The organism is Pseudanabaena sp. lw0831, from assembly GCF_016584665.1.
Lineage (GTDB): Bacteria > Cyanobacteriota > Cyanobacteriia > Pseudanabaenales > Pseudanabaenaceae > Pseudanabaena.
Genome location: NZ_BBJB01000098.1, coordinates 1 through 16,863, shown reverse-complemented (window position 1 = coordinate 16,863; position 16,863 = coordinate 1). Strand labels below are relative to the sequence as shown.

Annotated in this window: 13 protein-coding genes; 5 read left to right on the top strand and 8 right to left on the bottom strand. The window is 42.3% G+C overall.

From position 1 onward, the window contains the following. Nucleotides 1-13 precede the first annotated feature (13 nt). Together APA_RS20710 and APA_RS20705 are read right to left on the bottom strand one after the other, a co-directional pair. On the bottom strand, nucleotides 14-2,452 hold the full coding sequence (locus tag APA_RS20710; RefSeq protein WP_201324125.1) for a hypothetical protein: 2,439 nt from the start codon (nucleotides 2,450-2,452) through the stop codon (nucleotides 14-16). Between the two features lie 321 nt (nucleotides 2,453-2,773). Further along, nucleotides 2,774-3,265 carry a DUF4079 domain-containing protein gene (locus APA_RS20705; RefSeq protein WP_201324124.1) on the bottom strand — a complete coding sequence of 164 codons (492 nt, stop codon included), beginning with the start codon at nucleotides 3,263-3,265 and terminating at the stop codon, nucleotides 2,774-2,776. A 189-nt stretch (nucleotides 3,266-3,454) separates the two neighbouring features. Between APA_RS20705 and APA_RS20700 the strand changes: the two genes are divergently transcribed. The 4 genes from APA_RS20700 (at nucleotide 3,455) to APA_RS20685 (ending at nucleotide 11,049) form a co-directional block, all read left to right on the top strand. Then, entirely contained in the window at nucleotides 3,455-8,437 is a 4,983-nt protein-coding gene (locus tag APA_RS20700; protein ID WP_201324123.1) for a WD40 repeat domain-containing protein, read from the top strand. Between the two features lie 321 nt (nucleotides 8,438-8,758). Beyond that, the gene (locus APA_RS20695; RefSeq protein ID WP_201324122.1) at nucleotides 8,759-9,121 is read left to right on the top strand and encodes a hypothetical protein; all 363 of its coding nucleotides are present in this window, start codon (nucleotides 8,759-8,761) and stop codon (nucleotides 9,119-9,121) included. A 74-nt stretch (nucleotides 9,122-9,195) separates the two neighbouring features. After that, nucleotides 9,196-10,083 carry an Rpn family recombination-promoting nuclease/putative transposase gene (locus APA_RS20690; RefSeq protein ID WP_201324121.1) on the top strand — a complete coding sequence of 296 codons (888 nt, stop codon included), beginning with the start codon at nucleotides 9,196-9,198 and terminating at the stop codon, nucleotides 10,081-10,083. A 156-nt stretch (nucleotides 10,084-10,239) separates the two neighbouring features. Next, on the top strand, nucleotides 10,240-11,049 hold the full coding sequence (locus APA_RS20685) for a prohibitin family protein (protein ID WP_103667088.1): 810 nt from the start codon (nucleotides 10,240-10,242) through the stop codon (nucleotides 11,047-11,049). Between the two features lie 231 nt (nucleotides 11,050-11,280). On the opposite strand, the gene pyrE is transcribed toward APA_RS20685, so the two are convergent. Further along, entirely contained in the window at nucleotides 11,281-11,841 is a 561-nt protein-coding gene (gene pyrE / locus APA_RS20680) for an orotate phosphoribosyltransferase (protein ID WP_201324120.1), read from the bottom strand. Between the two features lie 213 nt (nucleotides 11,842-12,054). Between pyrE and APA_RS20675 the strand changes: the two genes are divergently transcribed. Beyond that, nucleotides 12,055-12,501, top strand: coding sequence for a hypothetical protein (locus tag APA_RS20675; protein WP_201324119.1), 447 nt, complete (start codon nucleotides 12,055-12,057; stop codon nucleotides 12,499-12,501). Nucleotides 12,502-12,679: 178 nt separating this feature from the next. Here the strand turns inward: APA_RS20675 and APA_RS20670 are convergent, their stop codons facing one another. From APA_RS20670 to APA_RS20650, 5 genes are all read right to left on the bottom strand, one after another. Continuing rightward, the gene (locus tag APA_RS20670) at nucleotides 12,680-12,910 is read right to left on the bottom strand and encodes a phycobilisome linker polypeptide (protein WP_201324118.1); all 231 of its coding nucleotides are present in this window, start codon (nucleotides 12,908-12,910) and stop codon (nucleotides 12,680-12,682) included. Nucleotides 12,911-12,984: 74 nt separating this feature from the next. Next, on the bottom strand, nucleotides 12,985-13,848 hold the full coding sequence (locus tag APA_RS20665; RefSeq protein WP_201324126.1) for a phycobilisome linker polypeptide: 864 nt from the start codon (nucleotides 13,846-13,848) through the stop codon (nucleotides 12,985-12,987). Nucleotides 13,849-13,943: 95 nt separating this feature from the next. Then, a complete protein-coding gene (locus APA_RS20660) occupies nucleotides 13,944-14,762 on the bottom strand; it encodes a phycobilisome linker polypeptide (protein WP_201324117.1) in 819 nt (272 codons plus the stop codon). 216 nt (nucleotides 14,763-14,978) lie between these two features. Next, nucleotides 14,979-15,467: a phycocyanin subunit alpha gene (gene cpcA, locus APA_RS20655; RefSeq protein ID WP_103667082.1), complete on the bottom strand. Its 489-nt coding sequence runs from the start codon at nucleotides 15,465-15,467 to the stop codon at nucleotides 14,979-14,981. Nucleotides 15,468-15,551: 84 nt separating this feature from the next. Continuing rightward, nucleotides 15,552-16,070 (bottom strand): phycocyanin subunit beta, encoded by a 519-nt coding sequence (locus APA_RS20650; RefSeq protein WP_201324116.1) that lies wholly within the window; start codon nucleotides 16,068-16,070, stop codon nucleotides 15,552-15,554. Between the last annotated feature and the right edge of the window lie 793 nt (nucleotides 16,071-16,863).

Here is a 16,863-nt window from a genome sequence, read left to right as displayed (position 1 = left end):
CTTTTTGGCTTTTTTATGGCTCATCAAAATCGGTGTCTTGGGCTAAGTTGGGTGGAGTCACGGCGCGAGTGACCCTCACTTTATGACTTTCTCGTTGTGTTTGCGCTTCGATCGCGATCGCTTCAAAAGCAACATCAATACTACTGAGCGGAATCGATATATTTGTGCGGGTTTCTATAAACTCAGCATTGGGAACAGTACTAAAATCTAATAGCCAACGTGGCCCATCGACAATCATCCGCGTTTGCAAATCTTTAATCCAGAATTTCACAAAGAATTTAGGAGCAAGCGCAGGTAAGCGCACGATGACTTGCATTGGTGTTCCTGAAATTAGCTCACCTGCGGGAATAAGGATTTCAGGAATGGGAATTGGTTCTTGATCTGATAACGCCTGTGGTGAAGTTTCTTGAATATTGCGGATAGTTTGGGCGGTCTCAGACAAAGTGGAAGCAGCGGAATTTTGGCTTGACACAGTGCTAATTGGGAAAGTGTTGGAATCAATAGGGTCTTCCCAAACATATTCATTTAAAATTAAATCTGGTTCAGGAGTTAGTAAACGATCAAGCTCAACATCAAGTTCAAGATCTAGTTCGGCAAGGCTGGTGGCTTCGGCGATTGTTCGGGGAGTTTGTTCGGGATGGTCTAGATCGATGGATGCACTAGTCGAAGCACTCGATAAATCATCTGCTAGTAATGGATCTCTAGGTGGAAAGGTGTCGAGTAATAGTTCTTCGGTGCGTTGGTTGGCTTTTTGGGCAGCGATCGCATCGGCAGATAGAGTTTGTAGCTTATTGAGAAAACGGTTGCTACGATTACGGGAAGGCTGAACATTAGGACTTGGCAGATTTTCTAGCAACTCTTCGTAGTTTTGGGGAAGTTCTTCTTCAAAACTGTAAAGTAGTTCTGGTTCTTCTTCATAGTTTGATGGAATTTGGCGATCGCTATCAGCTAAATCCCCAATGTTTGTCAGATTAAATTCTGACTCAATTTCCTGAGGAATATCGGCAGCAACCTGTGGAAAACTTTGAGGATAATCATCGGTTATTTCAGGATTTGTTGGATTATCAGTCTGATTAATAGCCCTATTTTGCTCAGATGGTAAAGGTGGCAACGACAAAGAATTGGCAGGTACTTGTGGCTTAAATACCTCTGCCTGATTAGCTTTAGCCCTATTAGAAGGTATGGGTGGAAGACTAAGCGAATTGGCTGGCTTTGGCTTTGGCGATAGACTTCTAGGTTGGTTTTCCGTTGATGTTGACACCTGTGGAAAACTCTGTGGAAACTGTGAGTAACTAGGCTGATTGCTAGATGTGTTTTTAGTTTGAGAATTGGGAGTTGTTTCTTGGGGAGAATATTTCTGGGCTTCTTTAATGAGTTCGGGTAGAACTCGTGAAGCAGGATAGGAAACTGCGATCGCTTGTTGAGTCACATACAAATCACTATCCTGTTGAAAGTCTTGCTGGGGATGGATTTGTACTTCACCAATTAGAACTTGAATCTCTGAAGGTGGCGGCACAATAATCTGATAAGTGAATGTCATCGCGCCAGTTGCTGGGTTGCGATCGCTAATTCTTGCGATCTCGAAGCGTTGATTTACGAGGACATCAAGGGTTTGTGGATCTTTGAGACTTACTTCGATTTCCCCTTGAGTATAGACTTCGCCTGTGAGGTTGAAGCTATTGTCTTCATTAAGAATATATTGAGGCTGTTTTAAACGTAATAAAATACGTGGCTGAAGTGGGGCATCTGCATCTGCATCTGTTAAAACGTTTGAGCCATATGCTTCTACCTGTTCTATCAGATTAGGGCGATCTCTTAGAGATTCTGTTTCTGATTCTAGATCTTGAGAATTACTATCAATTTCTTCATCCTCATCATTAAAGAGCGCAAACTCTTCAAACATCGATGCGACGAGTTCAGTTGATCTTTGTTCCGCAATATCGAGTATTGGTGAGCTATAACTTAGAGGGGTTGGCTCAGTTTGGATGATTCCCAATGCATTGGTATGTGATTCATTGGCAAGTTCGGCAGGAGTTTCTAAATCTTCTTCAACCTCGTTATATTGCCAGTCGGAACCAGCTTCTGCTGAGATTTGAATTACATCAAACTTGACTGTTTTTTTCCATGCAGGGATTAAATTGGTATTTGCTGATTCTGAGCCAGATTCTGTAGCTATGCAATCAATTTGCCATATCCCTGGTACAAAGTTTGTGTAGGGCATGACGATCAGCAATCCATCATGGCTGATGCGTTTGGCGATTTTTTGTTGCAAAGGTTGATGCCGCACATCTGCGAGAGGGCGATAGGCGATCGCAATCCCAACTAGCGCATTTGCTAAAGCAGAGCGTGCAGCAAGTCGGTACTGGCCTTCCAAGATCTCTACAGTTGGAGATTCTAAGGGCAACCAGGACTTGTCACCTTTGCGTTGTAGCAAAAACTCCCAGTTTTCCATATTCGGCGATCGCGGGTTAAGGCGGTAAAGTGTGCTTAGTTATCGCAAATACTAACCCATCTAGGCTTGTATAGCAATGAAAAGCAAAGATGTACCGCGAAGCAGTAAATCTTTGCTTTTCCAGCAGTTTTTGATCAAACGAACCAATAAATTTTTAAAAGTGTTGCGAAGCAACACTTTTAAAAATTTATTGGTTCGGGTTAAGTAGCTAGGCACAATTAAATATAAAGCCCAAAAATCTGTACCGCCCGCGTAGCGGGCGGTACAGATTTTTGCTCTGGTTTTTTAATTGTGCTAGGGTACTTAAAAGGTTGAGTGAACTTAGATAGAAAGACCGAGCTTAAGTCCTAGAAAGGCATGGGCAACTAAAAGCACCACGATCGCACTGCCTAGATAGGCATGAGCATTGCGAAGAAATGGCTTATTACCACCAAAACCAGTCAGTGAAATTGCGCCATTGATCGCCAGCAAAGTTAATACTACTGAGCCTGTAATGAAATGGGGACTCTCTAGCAGTGGTTTTGCTTGCATGACAAGGGACAGCAATCCACCTGTGTAGCCTGTAGCCAAGAATACGGTCATGAGTGGAGCAACCTTGCGATGATCGGCTTTGTTTTTGGTTGCAACTTCAGGATCTGTGGTGGTGCGGCTGCGCCATCCTGAAATTGCCACAAAAGATCCCATCGCCACAATGACGATCCCCATAAAAAATGGATGCCCCCAATGGGTAACTGGTTCGGGCACATTGAGGGATTTAAATTGATCGGAAATTGGCTGGAGTGACTCAACGAGTTTAGTAGCAAATTCAGTCATAGATTTTGAGTAGCTTTGATGGAAAATTTGTTAAAAATCGCAAAAGTCTTTACAATTTTTAACAATTGTAGCGTTTTTTATTCAAAAGATGAGAGGCGGTGCGAAGCACCGCCTCTCATCTTTTGGGTTTTAGCTGTAGTAGTATGTCTGTGTAAATGACGGTATCGCGATCGCGGTAAAACTAAACAAGTGATTCAGATCGAACAGTCGATCAGACAGGTGGAAGACGCACATTCTCTCAATGGGCGATCGCTAGAGATATTAGCTAGAGCGATCAATCTATTTCGGGGATCTTTTTCGCTGATTATTGTTAATTGTAATTACCGCAGTCTTAGACAGAAACTGTTGAGTTCATTAAGCTCAAAAACAGGCTCTACATATCGTGAGCTTTGGTGGCGGGAATTTCCAGAGACTCTCTATGATAAATTGCAAAATGCATGGCAAAATTCGGGGCAAAATTTGGGGCGAGATGGTCAGACTGAGGATATTTCTGCCCTGATGTGTTTGGGCTTAGAGCAAACTAGACCCGAACATTTAGAAGATTTATTTTTAGAAGCTAACCTATTTCGCGATCGCCTCAAGCAGCAGATTAACTGTCCATTGGTATTGTGGCTAAATGATCGTGAACTGCAACAGTTATGGACTAATGCCCCTGAGCTAGCAAATTTGGCAGCGCCGCCGATCAAATTTGGCTTGAGCCCTGAACAACTAGATGCAGAAGTTCATCGGCAAGTAGATCGATTGTTTGAGATTGCTAGAGATCCTCAGATTCCCTTGTTTTGGCAAGACACCAAAATCGATGCTGAACGTGAATCATTCTCCTATAGAGAGCTAGAGCTAGCTAGGCTCGAACTGAGAATTGCTCAGTACAGCAATGATCAAGAGATTTCCCTAGAATTAGAAGCAAAACTAGACTTTGCCCTTGGACGGTTATTGTGGCGATCTGAAGAAGCAATTGCTAGTGACGTGTATGAAGAATCTCAGGGTGAAGTACATAGTGTTTCTCAAATCTATTATCAATGCAGTCTAGCCTATTGGCAAAAAGCCGATCGCCCGATCGAGAGTGGGATCGTTTTATTTTATTTAGGGAATTTGTGGTGGCATAATTCCTTTGTGAATGGGCGACAGGCTCAAGATTCTTGGCGCAAGGCAAAACAGTTTTTTCAAGAAGCGATCGCCGCTTTTAAGCAAGAAAATCAATTGGACTTAATAGCTAAATATAGCCGAGCCTATAGCGGTGTCCTCGAACAACTTAAGCAATGGCAAGAACTAGAACTATGGATTGAATCCTTGTTGCCATTGCATCAGCAGATTCCCTTGGAGCTTGCTCAAGATTATGGATACTTAGCCAAAATTGCTGTAGAAAGGGGATTATGGCCCCAAGTTAAAGATTATGCATCTAAGGCTCTTGACACGTTAGAGAAAGTTCCTGTTTTTAATGAAGAAAGCCTGACCCATAATTGGATGCGGATGCGCCATATTCAGAGAGGTCAATATCAACTCTTACTCACCCAGAGCTACCTTCAGCTTAAAGAACTAGAACTTGCTGCAAAAGTAATTGAATCAACTATCGCTAGCTTTAATCTTAGTTATGCACCGAAGCTATATATTCGGTTCCTTGATGCTTTTCATGATATTGCTTTTGCTCAAGGACGCTATCTTGACGCATTCCAAGCGAGGAAAAGACAGCGATCGCTAGAGCAGCAATATGGACTGAGAGCCTTTGTCGGAGCTGGCATTCTTCAACCGAAACAGCTTTCTCCTAACTCCAGTATTGCGGAGCTAGATGCTAGTCGGTTTGATGTTAATGCAGGAGAGATCGCGGCTTCGGGGCGGACTCAAGATGTTGAGCGGTTAGTGGAAAGGGTTCTTTCAATTGAGCATCAACTAACCGTAATTCATGGCGAATCGGGAGTTGGTAAAAGTTCATTGGTAAATGCAGGACTGTTCCCAGCCCTATTACAGCGATCGCTCACAGGTCAAGATTTACTACCGATCGAGATTCATGTTTATACAAATTGGATCAATGCGATCTCTCTTGCCATTTATCCCAACCTCAGTCCTGATACTAATGTTTCCAGTAATGCAGATGCGCTATCGAATGGATTGAGCGAACGCCGCAAAAATGGAGATCGTGATGTTTTCAATCTATTGCACAAACTGAGACAGTTGGCATCTCAGGGCACGAAGATTGTTTTAATCTTTGACCAGTTTGAAGAATTCTTTTCTACTTGTGCTCAACCACAAGAAAGACAATTTTTTGTTGATTTTTGGCAAAATTGTTTAAAAATCCCTTTACTAAAACTAGTCGTTTCCATCCGTGAAGATTACCTGCATTTATTATTAGAACTAGAATCTAATCATACTGAAGTTGATATCTTAAGCCGTAATTTTCGTTATGCCTTAGGTAATCTCTCCCCATCTGATGCTAAATCTCTGATCGAAAATCTCACCGAACATGCCAATTTTACTCTTGAGCCGATGCTTGTTGATGAGTTGGTGAAAGATCTCGCAGGCGATCGCGGATCTGTGCGCCCGATCGAACTGCAACTAGTTGGCTCTCAACTTCAAGATCGCAATATCATTACCCTCGCAGCCTATCATGCCGCTGGATCTAAGCAACGCCTTGTCGAACAATCAGTTGAAGAAGTAATTCAAGCCTGTGGTAATGCGTCCTTTATTGCTCAACAGGTATTGATTTTGCTCACTGATGAGCAAGGTAAGCGTCCATTGCTTACTTACAATGAATTGCGAACAGGGCTATTATCTTACTCTAGCAATACTGAAGATCTTGATCTGGTTTTAGAGATTTTAATTGGGTCGGGTTTAATCTTCCAATTGCCTGAATTGCCGAGCAATCGCTATCAACTTGTCCATGACTACCTAGTTTCATTTATTCGCGCTAATCAGGAAACGGGCTTACGAAATGAGTTACGCAAAGTCCAATTCTCGGCTCAACGTAGCCAAGCGAACCTTAGTCGCCTCACTAAGTTTGCCTTGGTGGGAACTGTTTTTGCATTATTTGTAATGGCAGGTTTAGCCTTTCAAGCAAATCGTCAACGCCAGCTTGCGGAGGTTGGTGAAATCGAAGCTTTGATTTCTTCCGCAAACTCCAGCTTTTTGCTCAATCGTCAATTAGAATCACTAGCGACAATTGTCCAATCTGCGAAAAAGTTAAAGTATACGGATGAGGGAACTGATAAAGCTAGAATTACCCAGTCAACCTTTGAAAATCTGCAAACCATTGTCTATAACATCCGTGAGCGCTATCGATTTTATTCCAAGAAAAGAGATGCTCCATTTTATGCCGCGAAATTTAGCCCCGACGGTAAAGTTCTCGCTTTTGGTAGCTTTGACGGAAGCGTAGATTTATATCAAAGTAATGGTGTTCTGATTGCGCGTTTAGTTGGGCTGAAAACAAGCGAGATTCGGGGCTTAAGTTTTAGTCCTGACGGTAAAAGGATCGCCTCCGCAGGGAAGGGTAAGAGTGTCAGGATTTGGGATATTCGCACTGGCAAGTTGATTAGCAAGTTCTATGCTCATCAAGACGATATTTTTAGAGTAAACTTTCATCCTGATGGTAAAAGATTACTTACTGGCAGTAAGGATGGCACTGTAAAACTTTGGGATAGCGATCGCGGGCTTGAACTGCTGACATTAAACCCTAAAAATGTTGGCAATAAATCTCCTGAGAAAGAATCAGGATCTATTCAAGATACAAGTTTTAGCCCTGATGGCAACTTGATTGTGACGGCTAAAAACACAACGATCGCACTCTGGGATTTGCAAGGTAACTTACTCGCAAGTGCGATCGCCCACGATCAAGAACTTTACAGCGTGAAGTTTCATCCCGATGGTCAACAGATGTTAACTTCGGGCAGAGATGAAACCGTGAAGCTTTGGCAGATTAGGGATCAGAATCGTCAAATTCAATTAGTGCGGACCTTGAAAGGGACATCAACCGATGTGTTGAGCTTAAATTTCAGTGCCGATGGCGATCGGATTGCGCTTGCTTCTCAAGATAGTTCGATCCAAATCCTCAATTCTGAGGGAACATTAGAATTGAGGTTAGGAGGGCATACAGATGGCATTTTTGATGTTAACTTTAGTCCTGATGGTCAATATCTTCTATCCGCTAGCAAAGATCGGACTGTGCGCCTCTGGGATCTCAAAGCTACATTGCTCAATACTCTCTATGGACATGCAAGTAGTATTTGGTCAGTTGCTTTTAGCCCTGACGGGAAAATGTTTGCATCGGGCAGTGTTGATAAGACTGTACGTCTTTGGAATGCCGATGGAACTTACAGGCAGGAACTCAAAGGGCATGAAGACACAGTCTATGGGGTGAGTTTTAATAATGATGGAACGAAGCTAGTTACGGCAAGTGATGATCAAACCGTAAAGATTTGGAATAGTGCCACAGGTAAGCTATTGCATTCACTAAATATTCATGGAGCGAAGCTGATCTATGCTACCTTTAGCCCAGATCAAAAGATTTTAGCCACACTTGGATGGGATAAAAAAATTAAACTATGGCAATGGAATGATAGTGACAATCCGCAACTTTTGTCTGTTTTAGAAGGGCACACAGGGACGGTCTGGTCGATCGCCTTTAGCCCTGATAGTCAGTCACTAGCCTCGACAAGTAACGATCAAACCGTGAAAATTTGGAATGCGAACAGTGGTCAGAATATCCATACGATGGAAGCGCATAGCAATGGAGGGCTGGCGGTTGCCTATAGCCCCGATGGCAAACAAATTGGATCGGCTGGTAAGGATGGCAAATTAAAATTGTGGAATGCTCAAACAGGCTTTCTAGAACAAGTGATCGCGGTCACGGCTGATTCTTGGATCTATGGGATGACTTTTAGTCCCGATGGTAAGGCGATCGCGACGGCAAATGCCGATAAAACCATCAAAATAATGGATCGGGCAAGTGGCAAGCTACTCAAAACCCTCTCTGGACATACAGCAGAGGCTTATGCTCTGACCTATAGCCCTGATAGCAAAAATATTGTTTCGGCGAGTCGAGACAATACCCTGAAATTATGGAATGCGGAGACATTAAATTTTAATAAATTAGTGCAGAGAGGCTGTAACTTGCTGGATAACTATCTTGAATCCACACCCACATTGACTCTAGAGCAAAGGCAAATCTGTATCAAAGATTAAATCGATTCGCTCATCTAGAGTAAGTAGGTGAAGCCATCTAAAGCCAACAGCTAAGAACTTTATCTAGCAGATATTTCCAGTATCATGAAATTAAGTTTCACTCAAATACTGACATGCGCGAATCGATTACTTACAGCAAATTGCTATGAGAGCTGACTATTAGGTTGGGTGGAGCGTCAGATATACAGTAGTGATCGTATTGCTTATAATGTCTGTTGGTGTTGGGTTTCATTCTTTAACTGATCGGTCATCTCACTCCGAATACAAACTTCCTGACGATAAAATAAATGCTGGTCGAATTACACCTCCAAGACAATAAATATGCGTCTACTAAAAACTGAAGAAGCAGTATTGATAGAAGCCCTACTTATGACAAACCCTCAGATTGCTTCAACAATCTTGCCAACAATAGATGCAGTGCTTGTTGAGGATATGGACGATGGCGAGATGGGAAGTCTTCTCTTCCAATCCTTCGACGATAATCCTAATAGAAGTCTTGGTGAAATATTGGCTGAAGCTGAATTTCTGGATAAAGATAAAATCCCTGTATACGTTCAATTAAATTTAGATAATCATAGTCAGCTTTTTGAGCTTGATATTTGGAAAGCTGATTATTCTCCTGTGTCTAGGCTGCCAAACTTAGATCAAATCGTGATTAAAAAGATAATCAGCCCGATCGCATAATCTTGCAGTGCATTAACAAAAGATAACGCACTGCATATTCAATATGATTAGCCATCATGCTATGATTCCTAGCAATGAAGACGGACACCCTATTTTATCAACTCTTCCAATCTTTCCACACCCTACTATTCGAGCTAATCGATCGCCCCATAGCGGAAGCAGAGGGATACAAATTTAGCTCAGCCGAAATTAAAGAAAAAGCATTTCGGTTTGACGGCATCTTCATGCCCATCACCAACGACAAACCAATATTTCTAGCAGAAGTTCAATTTCAACCCAAAGAAGACTTCTACTCTGAATTCCTAGCCGAAATATTCCTATACCTAAATCAATATCGCCCCGCCCAAGACTGGCAAGCCGTGGCTATATTCGCCAGACACAAAAGCGAACCAACACCCGATAAATTCTGCCAAGAACTAATCACCTTGGGGCGGATTAAGCGTGTATATCTAGAAGATTTGCGGCAAGAAACAAATTCACATGGTATCGAGATTATTCAGCTAATCTTAGCCACAGAGAAAAAAGCCCCAACAATAGCCAGAAAACTAGCCGAAAAAGTCGAACAAGAAACAAACACCGAACTTAGAGATAACGTAGTAGAATTCATAGAAGCAGTATTGGTATACAAATTCCCAAAACTAAGTCGTCAAGAGGTTGAAGCCATGTTTACCCATAGCGATCTAAAGAAAACTCGCGTCTACCAAGAAGCCGTTCTAGAAGGCAGGCAAGAGGGTTTACAAATTGGCGAACAACGCGGTTTACAAATTGGTGAACAACGCGGTTTACAAAGACAGGTTGCGATGTTGCTACGTCAATTAACCCGCAAGTTTGGCAAAGTAAATCCTAGACTCAAGACGCGAATCTCTAAACTATCTGAAATACAGCTAGAAAATCTAGCCGTAGCAATATTTGATTTTGAGACTGTTGCTGATTTAAATGCTTGGCTGAGAACCCAGTCTTAATCTCTCAGACCTTGCACCATTCTAAAAAAGATGACGCATATTTTTACAGCGCAAAGCGCTGCGGGGTAAAATCTGTGAAATCAAATAATCTGTCTAGTCCGTGATTCAGATGTTGATTGCTATATGATCGAAAGCCAAAGATCATAGGAAAAAGTAATGCAAGACCAAGAAACTAGCTGGCAATCCTTAGTCTTAGTTGCCATAGTAGGAATTCTAGCGGTTATCAGTTTTAATTCATTTATAATTATCAATCCTGGCGAAGCAGGCGTTTTGAGCATATTGGGAAAAGCCAAAGATGGAGTATTGCTCGAAGGAGTTCATTTTAAGCCGCCTGTAATTTCTCAAGTTGATGTTTATGACTTGACTGTGCAGAAGTTTGAAGTCCCAGCCCAAAGCTCGACTAAGGATTTGCAACAGCTTACGGCAAGTTTTGCGATTAACTTTCGCCTTGATCCGATTGAAGTCGTGACTATTCGTCGTACTCAAGGTACTTTGCAAAATATTGTTTCCAAAATTATCGCACCGCAAACTCAAGAATCTTTTAAAGTCGCCGCAGCAAGACGCACCGTCGAAGAGGCGATCACTAAGCGTGATGAGCTAAAGCTAGATTTTGATGAAGCTTTGAGTCAGCGCTTAAGTAAGTACGGCATTATTGTCTTAGATACCAGTGTCGTTGATTTAAATTTCTCAACTGAGTTTTCTAAGGCGGTAGAAGAAAAGCAAATTGCCGAGCAACGTGCTCAGCGAGCCGTATATATTGCTAGAGAAGCCGAACAAGAAGCTGAAGCCACGATCAACCGCGCTAAGGGACAAGCGGAAGCACAGCGACTTTTGCGTGAAACACTGACATCAGAGTTATTACAGAAACAAGCGATCGAAAAATGGGATGGCAAGTTTCCCCAAGTATTGGGAGGAAATGGTGCAGTTCCATTTCTTAATCTAGATATTACAAAATCTCAAAAGTAACTAATACCAATTCAAGAAATGGCAACGCCATTTCTTGAATCTCAAAACCTTACTGGGTTTGTTTTTAAATTCATTGAAGTGTTGGCTCACTTCAGTGGATTGGTATAGTTGATGTCACTTGTCTTAGGACAAGTGACATCTAAGTATAAAATAATCGATCACTAAAATATGGCAGCGGGCTTAGCCCGCTGCCATATTTTGGGGTTTTATGTTGAGCGCTAAACGTTCTAATTACAGCCCCTTCGCGTAACTCTGAATTTCGCTGATATCAAATACTGCGCCAAACTTTAACCCCTCTTTGGCATAAAGCTCAGCTCCACCCTGTTGGCGATCGACTAGCGTTAATACATGAGTTACCGTATAACCTGCATCACGTAACTTTTCGATTGCAAATAATGCTGACTGCCCCGTGGTGACTACATCCTCTAGCACTACTACATTTGTATTTGGTGCAAGCTCCGGCCCCTCAATCCATGCAGCCGTCCCATGTCCTTTCGGTTGCTTACGAATAATCAACGCAGGAATTGGCTTGTTTTCGTAGGCCGAGACGACACTTACCGCGCTGACAATTGGATCAGCACCTAATGTCAGCCCTGCCACTGCACCTGTTCCTGCTGGCAACATCTCCAATAACACCTGTCCTGTCCACAAACCACCAAATGGATGTAGTGTGACTAACTTCCCGTTAATGTAATAGGTGCTTTTTTGTCCAGAAGATAGGGTAAAGTCGCCGCTCTTGTAAGCAATACGACAAAAGAGATCCAGTAACTTTTCACGATTTGGATGTTCCACAATTTTGATTTTATTTTTGAGCTTATAAATACTTTTGTAGTGTATAGCGATCGCTTAACACATAAAAATACAAAACCCAAAAAGAGTTGGCGGCGTGAAGCGCCGCCAACTCTTTTTGGGTTTTGTATTTTACGCCCAATTTTCTAAAACCAGTCAATTTATGACTGGATCTGCTACATTAGTCAGCGTCCAACTGTGAGGATGCATATTTATATGAGTACTAAGTTCTCGTGGCTTGCCTCATCATTAGTTGCAGCATCGACGCTGCTAGCTAGTGGTGCGGCTCTAGCTGACCCCACATTTACGGATCAAGAGCAATTTCCTCGAAACTTTCCTGCTACCTATCCTCAGGCACAGAACAAAGTCTTGGATATGACCTCCGATCCGAATTTGCCTAACGCCTATATTCAATCACCATTTAGGGATCAATGGATTGAGCGTCAAGCCAACGCTTTTCGAGCGATGAATCGAGAAATGATTGACTTACAAACTCTTAGCGATGCGACTATTCGCACTCGCGATTTGCCAAGTCCTTATTGCTCATCTTTGCTGAGTGAAGGGTTTAATGCTTGCGCTGCTCCTGAAGAACCTGCTGCTGCGGTTCCTATGCCTAGATTTGAGCCAACAGTACCATCGCGTCCTGTTCCAGCTTTGTGGTAATTGGTTTAATTACCCGAATTAAGTTTTTTGTGTTGAGTCTAAAATAAAATCCCCAACAATAAAGGCAGCGCTAGGCGCTGCCTTTATTGTTGGGGATTTGGATTCTCGAAAGTGTTTTTAAAACCCTCACTGGGTCTGGTTTTTAATTCACAAAAGTGTGATCACACTTTTGTGAATATTACTCGCCTTTAGGCAAATGCTCATTGAGAGGACGAATGCTCACAATTGTGCCACCGAGGCGGGTGATACTCCGCATTTTCTTATTCATGCGATCGTAAGGTACTTGGATAAAGACGTTATCACTAGGGCGAATAGCATAATTACTATTGTCGGGTTGTTGATAGCGATTAAGCCCCGCTACTTCATAGACAAAGAAGCGAGAATCTGAAGGTGAAGGTGAAGGTATCATAAAAACAAATTTTCAATATAGATTGTTGAAATTGATTAATATCTGTACCTTTTAGATACACATACTAAGGTTGTTTAGACAGCCGTGACACTGGCAACTTTGCCACCCATTTTACAAATGCGTTGCAACGTATTTGTAAGTTGCTCGTAGGACACGATGTATTCACGATTACTGCGGCGCACTTTAGGATATCTAGGCAGAGAAACTGCGGCAACTTCGATACGGTAAAGGCGATCGCCTGAACCTGTAGAAGAGCGACCAAAAGCACGAGTAGCCATGGAACCCTTTGCAGAGCGGTATGCCCAGCCATCGTTGCCCCCAGAAGCTCCAACGATCGCTGAAGCACTATTTTGAGCGAGTTCAGCCGCTAATCTAGAAGCATTTCCGCTGATTTGAGAGCGATCGCTATTGGCGTAGCCACGATAGAGTTGGAACATTCTGGTAAAGCCAGTGGTTTGATCGCCAACTTTGTTCTCAAAACCGCGATAGTAAGGAACTGTCGAATCACCAAAATTAGCTTCGTATTCGGCTGAATTAATGTAGGAATCAATATCAGCGTCATAGCCTTCGTTTTGATAGCGATCGAGATGCTCGATTACTTCAGCTTCATTATAAGGAGCGCGTCCCAATAGATGCTTGAAGTTCAACTCAATCACGCGGGTATGAAAGTTAGGATAGAGAAACTTGTTTTTGTATAATTCCGACTTCGCTACTGCACGCACAAATTCACGAACCGTGACTTGTCCATTATTTAGTAAAGACTCAAGAGCAGTCAAACGCTCTGATGCCATGATGTAATCATTGCCCAACACATGCCGATAGACAGCGTTAACAACAACCTTGGCATCTTCTGGTGTCCAGTTAGGACGGAGTTCTGTTGGACTGCTATCGCTATAAGCAGAAATCCCTAAACGGGAAGCAGCATTGGTAATCACTATATTTTATTCTCCTTGAATATTTAGGCAAATTGAAATCTAATCCAGTTTGTTAAAACTACTGCGAAGCAGTAGTTTTAACAAACTGGATTAATACATTAAGCGAGAGAAATCTGCGTAATGCGGTTTCCGCTTTGGTTTAGCCTTTGCAGAGTGGGTGAAAGTTGGTCATAGGAAACCACATATTCACTGACACTGCGACGGATCTGGGTAGTCCGTCCACGATCGGATCTGATTGCGCGTACACGATACATCTGTCCGCGATCATCACCAGTAGTACCAGTTAGAGCTTGACCATAGTGGGGAGTCCGAATTGGATTGGCTGCATTCTGTGCGAGCTCCTCATTTAGCCAAGTCGATTTGTTTTTGCATTGAGTGCGATCGCTATTGGCATAGCCACGATAAATCTGGAACATGCGAGTAAACCCTACAGTTCTCTGTCCAGTTTGGTATGCAAACCCCCGGAAATAGGGAACAATCGACTCGCCAAAATTATCTTGATATTCAGATGAATCAATGTATGAATTGATTTCTGCTTCATATCCTTCTTCAACATAACGATTTAAATGCTCTGAGATCTCGGCTTCATCATTGGGAGCGCGTCCCAAAAGATGTTTGAAGTTCAATTCAATAAACCGAGTATTTGGAACAGAGGCAAAGAACTTTGTCCGATACAAGTCTGACTGAGCTAATGCACGGATAAAATCGCGTACCGAGATATTGCCACTAGCAAGTAAAGACTCAGCACCAACTAGGCGTTCTGATGCCATCAAATGATCGTTACCAAAAACCTGCCGATTAGCCGCAGTGATTACGCCAATGACATCAGCTCCAGTCCAGTTAGTCCGCAACTCTACAGGAGAAGTATTCACAAAAGGCTCGAACCCTAAACGGGTTGCCGCCGAAGAACTTGTCATATTTAAGCTCCCAAATTTTTTTAACAATTTTTTTTAAATGCTTGTGTTCAACAGGATATTTGACGAAGTTCTGAAAATCCTATTGAACAAAGAAAACGGTAAGTACTCCCCGCAGGGCGTACTTACCGTTTTCGGGGTTTTCATATGCTTTAACATTTTAGGATAATGATCGGCGAAGCGAAGTGCTGCCAATCATTATCACTAGAAGAAAACCGATTAGCTTAGGGCATTGATTGCATAGTCGATGTAGGAATTAGCTTCCAAAGCAGCGTCTCCGCTCAAGCCATGATTAGCCTTGATTGATTTCAAAGCTTCAACATACCAGCTAGGAGAAAGATCGAATGCACGGTTGATTTCGGTCAAACCACTTACTAGATAGTCATCCATAGGACCAGTGCTACCTGCAATCAAGCAGTAAGTGATCATGCGGACATAATAGCCGATGTCACGAACGCACTTTGCTTTACCGCGAGGGGTGGAAGCGAAGTTGTTGCCAGACTGTTGGGTGGTGTAGGGATATTTTTGGTAAACAGCATTTGCTGCACCTTCGGCCAAGCTGGAAGCTTTAGCGCTCAATCCTTTAGCAGCATCAAGGCTAGCAGCCGCTGTGCGTAAACGACCAAATGCAGCTTGCATTTCAGGAACGCCAAGATAGCGACCTTGTGAATCGGCTGTAGAGACGGCTTCTGTTAAAGGAGTTTTCATACTTAATGTACCTCTAGGAATTTATATGAGATGTTTTGAAAAGGAAAAAAAGACAAAGGAAAAATTAATTTAAGAAATTAATGATTAGCCTACTGCTGCTGCTGCTTTGTCGAAGTAGCCAGCGAGTTCAGACATCAAAGCGCTGCAATCACCACGGGTTACGCCATTAGGATCGTTAGCAAGTGCGATCGCTGCTGACTTCATTTTTTCGATGCCAACTGCTACTGATCCACCAGGTACGCCCAATGCACTGTAGGTTTCACGCAAACCATTGAGGCAACGATCTTCCAAAACACTAGCATCGCCAGAGAATACTGCGTAGGTTACATAGCGAAGGATGATGTCCATGTCGCGCATACATGCAGCGATACGACGATGGGTGTATGCATTTCCACCAGGAGCGATCAATTGAGGCTGATCTTCAAACAAAGCACGAGCTGCGTCGGTGACGATGGATGAAGAGCTTGCGGTAATGCGGTTAACTACGTCCAAACGCTTGGTTCCATCAGCAACCAATTGCTTTAGTGCGTCAACTTGTGAATCAGATACAAAAGCACCACGAGTGTCGGCTTGGGCAACTACTTTAGTAAAAGCATCTAGCATTCTAAAGAATCTCCTTGTTTAATATATAAATTTTGTTATGACTCCCAACCCTTCTATTGCTTTGTGATATCAAATTGCAATTTATATCTGCAAAAAATATCTTCAAAATATATAGATTCCTAAGTCTTAATTGATTAAATGATAACCCATCTATTCAATTTACTTAAGAGAGCTAAACCTTAACCGTTTCCAGTTGAGTCGTTCAATGGGTTTGGGATTGAATTGATTAAAACAACTAATTTGTGCAGATTTTGTGCAAATCAAGAAGTGTTGTTCATGGAGTTAATTTAAAATTTGGAGAAGTTCTGCAAGCCTTTATCAGCCAATTACTCTAGGGATTTCTACCTAATCGGTAATTGTAAAGTATTCGTTTTATTTGATCTTATTTCTTAATATAAAGATTGGTAACAAACTAATATTTTGAGCCATTCTCATTTACGGAAATTGCCCGCAACACCAATTTCTGAGGTGTGACTACACTTTCGGAAAGTAAAAATCAAACCTATGGATAGATAATTGTTAAGAACATTTCAACACAATCTGCTTAACAATTGTTTGTGCTTCAGAGCGATCGCTTGTTCATTCTTTAGGGGTGACTCGTCATTGAATGAACAAGTAGATCCCCAAAATAAAACGATAAAATGCTCAGATCCCCGACTTTTTGTGTGCCTAGCAAAAGCGATCTGTTAGGCACACAAAAAGTCGGGGATCTTTGAACCCATTTAAGAATTGAATTTCTTTTAGGATTAAGGTGTCTAGCCCCCTAAATCCCCCAATTCTGGGGGACTTAAAT

Bases quoted from the DNA above. Each gene is read 5' to 3' on its own strand.
- cpcA (WP_103667082.1), bottom strand. From the start codon at position 15,467: ATGAAAACTCCTTTAACAGAAGCCGTCTCTACAGCCGATTCACAAGGT.
- APA_RS20675 (WP_201324119.1), top strand. From the start codon at position 12,055: ATGAGTACTAAGTTCTCGTGGCTTGCCTCATCATTAGTTGCAGCATCG.
- APA_RS20695 (WP_201324122.1), top strand. From the start codon at position 8,759: ATGCGTCTACTAAAAACTGAAGAAGCAGTATTGATAGAAGCCCTACTT.
- APA_RS20690 (WP_201324121.1), top strand. From the start codon at position 9,196: ATGAAGACGGACACCCTATTTTATCAACTCTTCCAATCTTTCCACACC.
- APA_RS20670 (WP_201324118.1), bottom strand. From the start codon at position 12,910: ATGATACCTTCACCTTCACCTTCAGATTCTCGCTTCTTTGTCTATGAA.
- APA_RS20660 (WP_201324117.1), bottom strand. From the start codon at position 14,762: ATGACAAGTTCTTCGGCGGCAACCCGTTTAGGGTTCGAGCCTTTTGTG.
- APA_RS20685 (WP_103667088.1), top strand. From the start codon at position 10,240: ATGCAAGACCAAGAAACTAGCTGGCAATCCTTAGTCTTAGTTGCCATA.
- APA_RS20710 (WP_201324125.1), bottom strand. From the start codon at position 2,452: ATGGAAAACTGGGAGTTTTTGCTACAACGCAAAGGTGACAAGTCCTGG.
- APA_RS20650 (WP_201324116.1), bottom strand. From the start codon at position 16,070: ATGCTAGATGCTTTTACTAAAGTAGTTGCCCAAGCCGACACTCGTGGT.
- APA_RS20705 (WP_201324124.1), bottom strand. From the start codon at position 3,265: ATGACTGAATTTGCTACTAAACTCGTTGAGTCACTCCAGCCAATTTCC.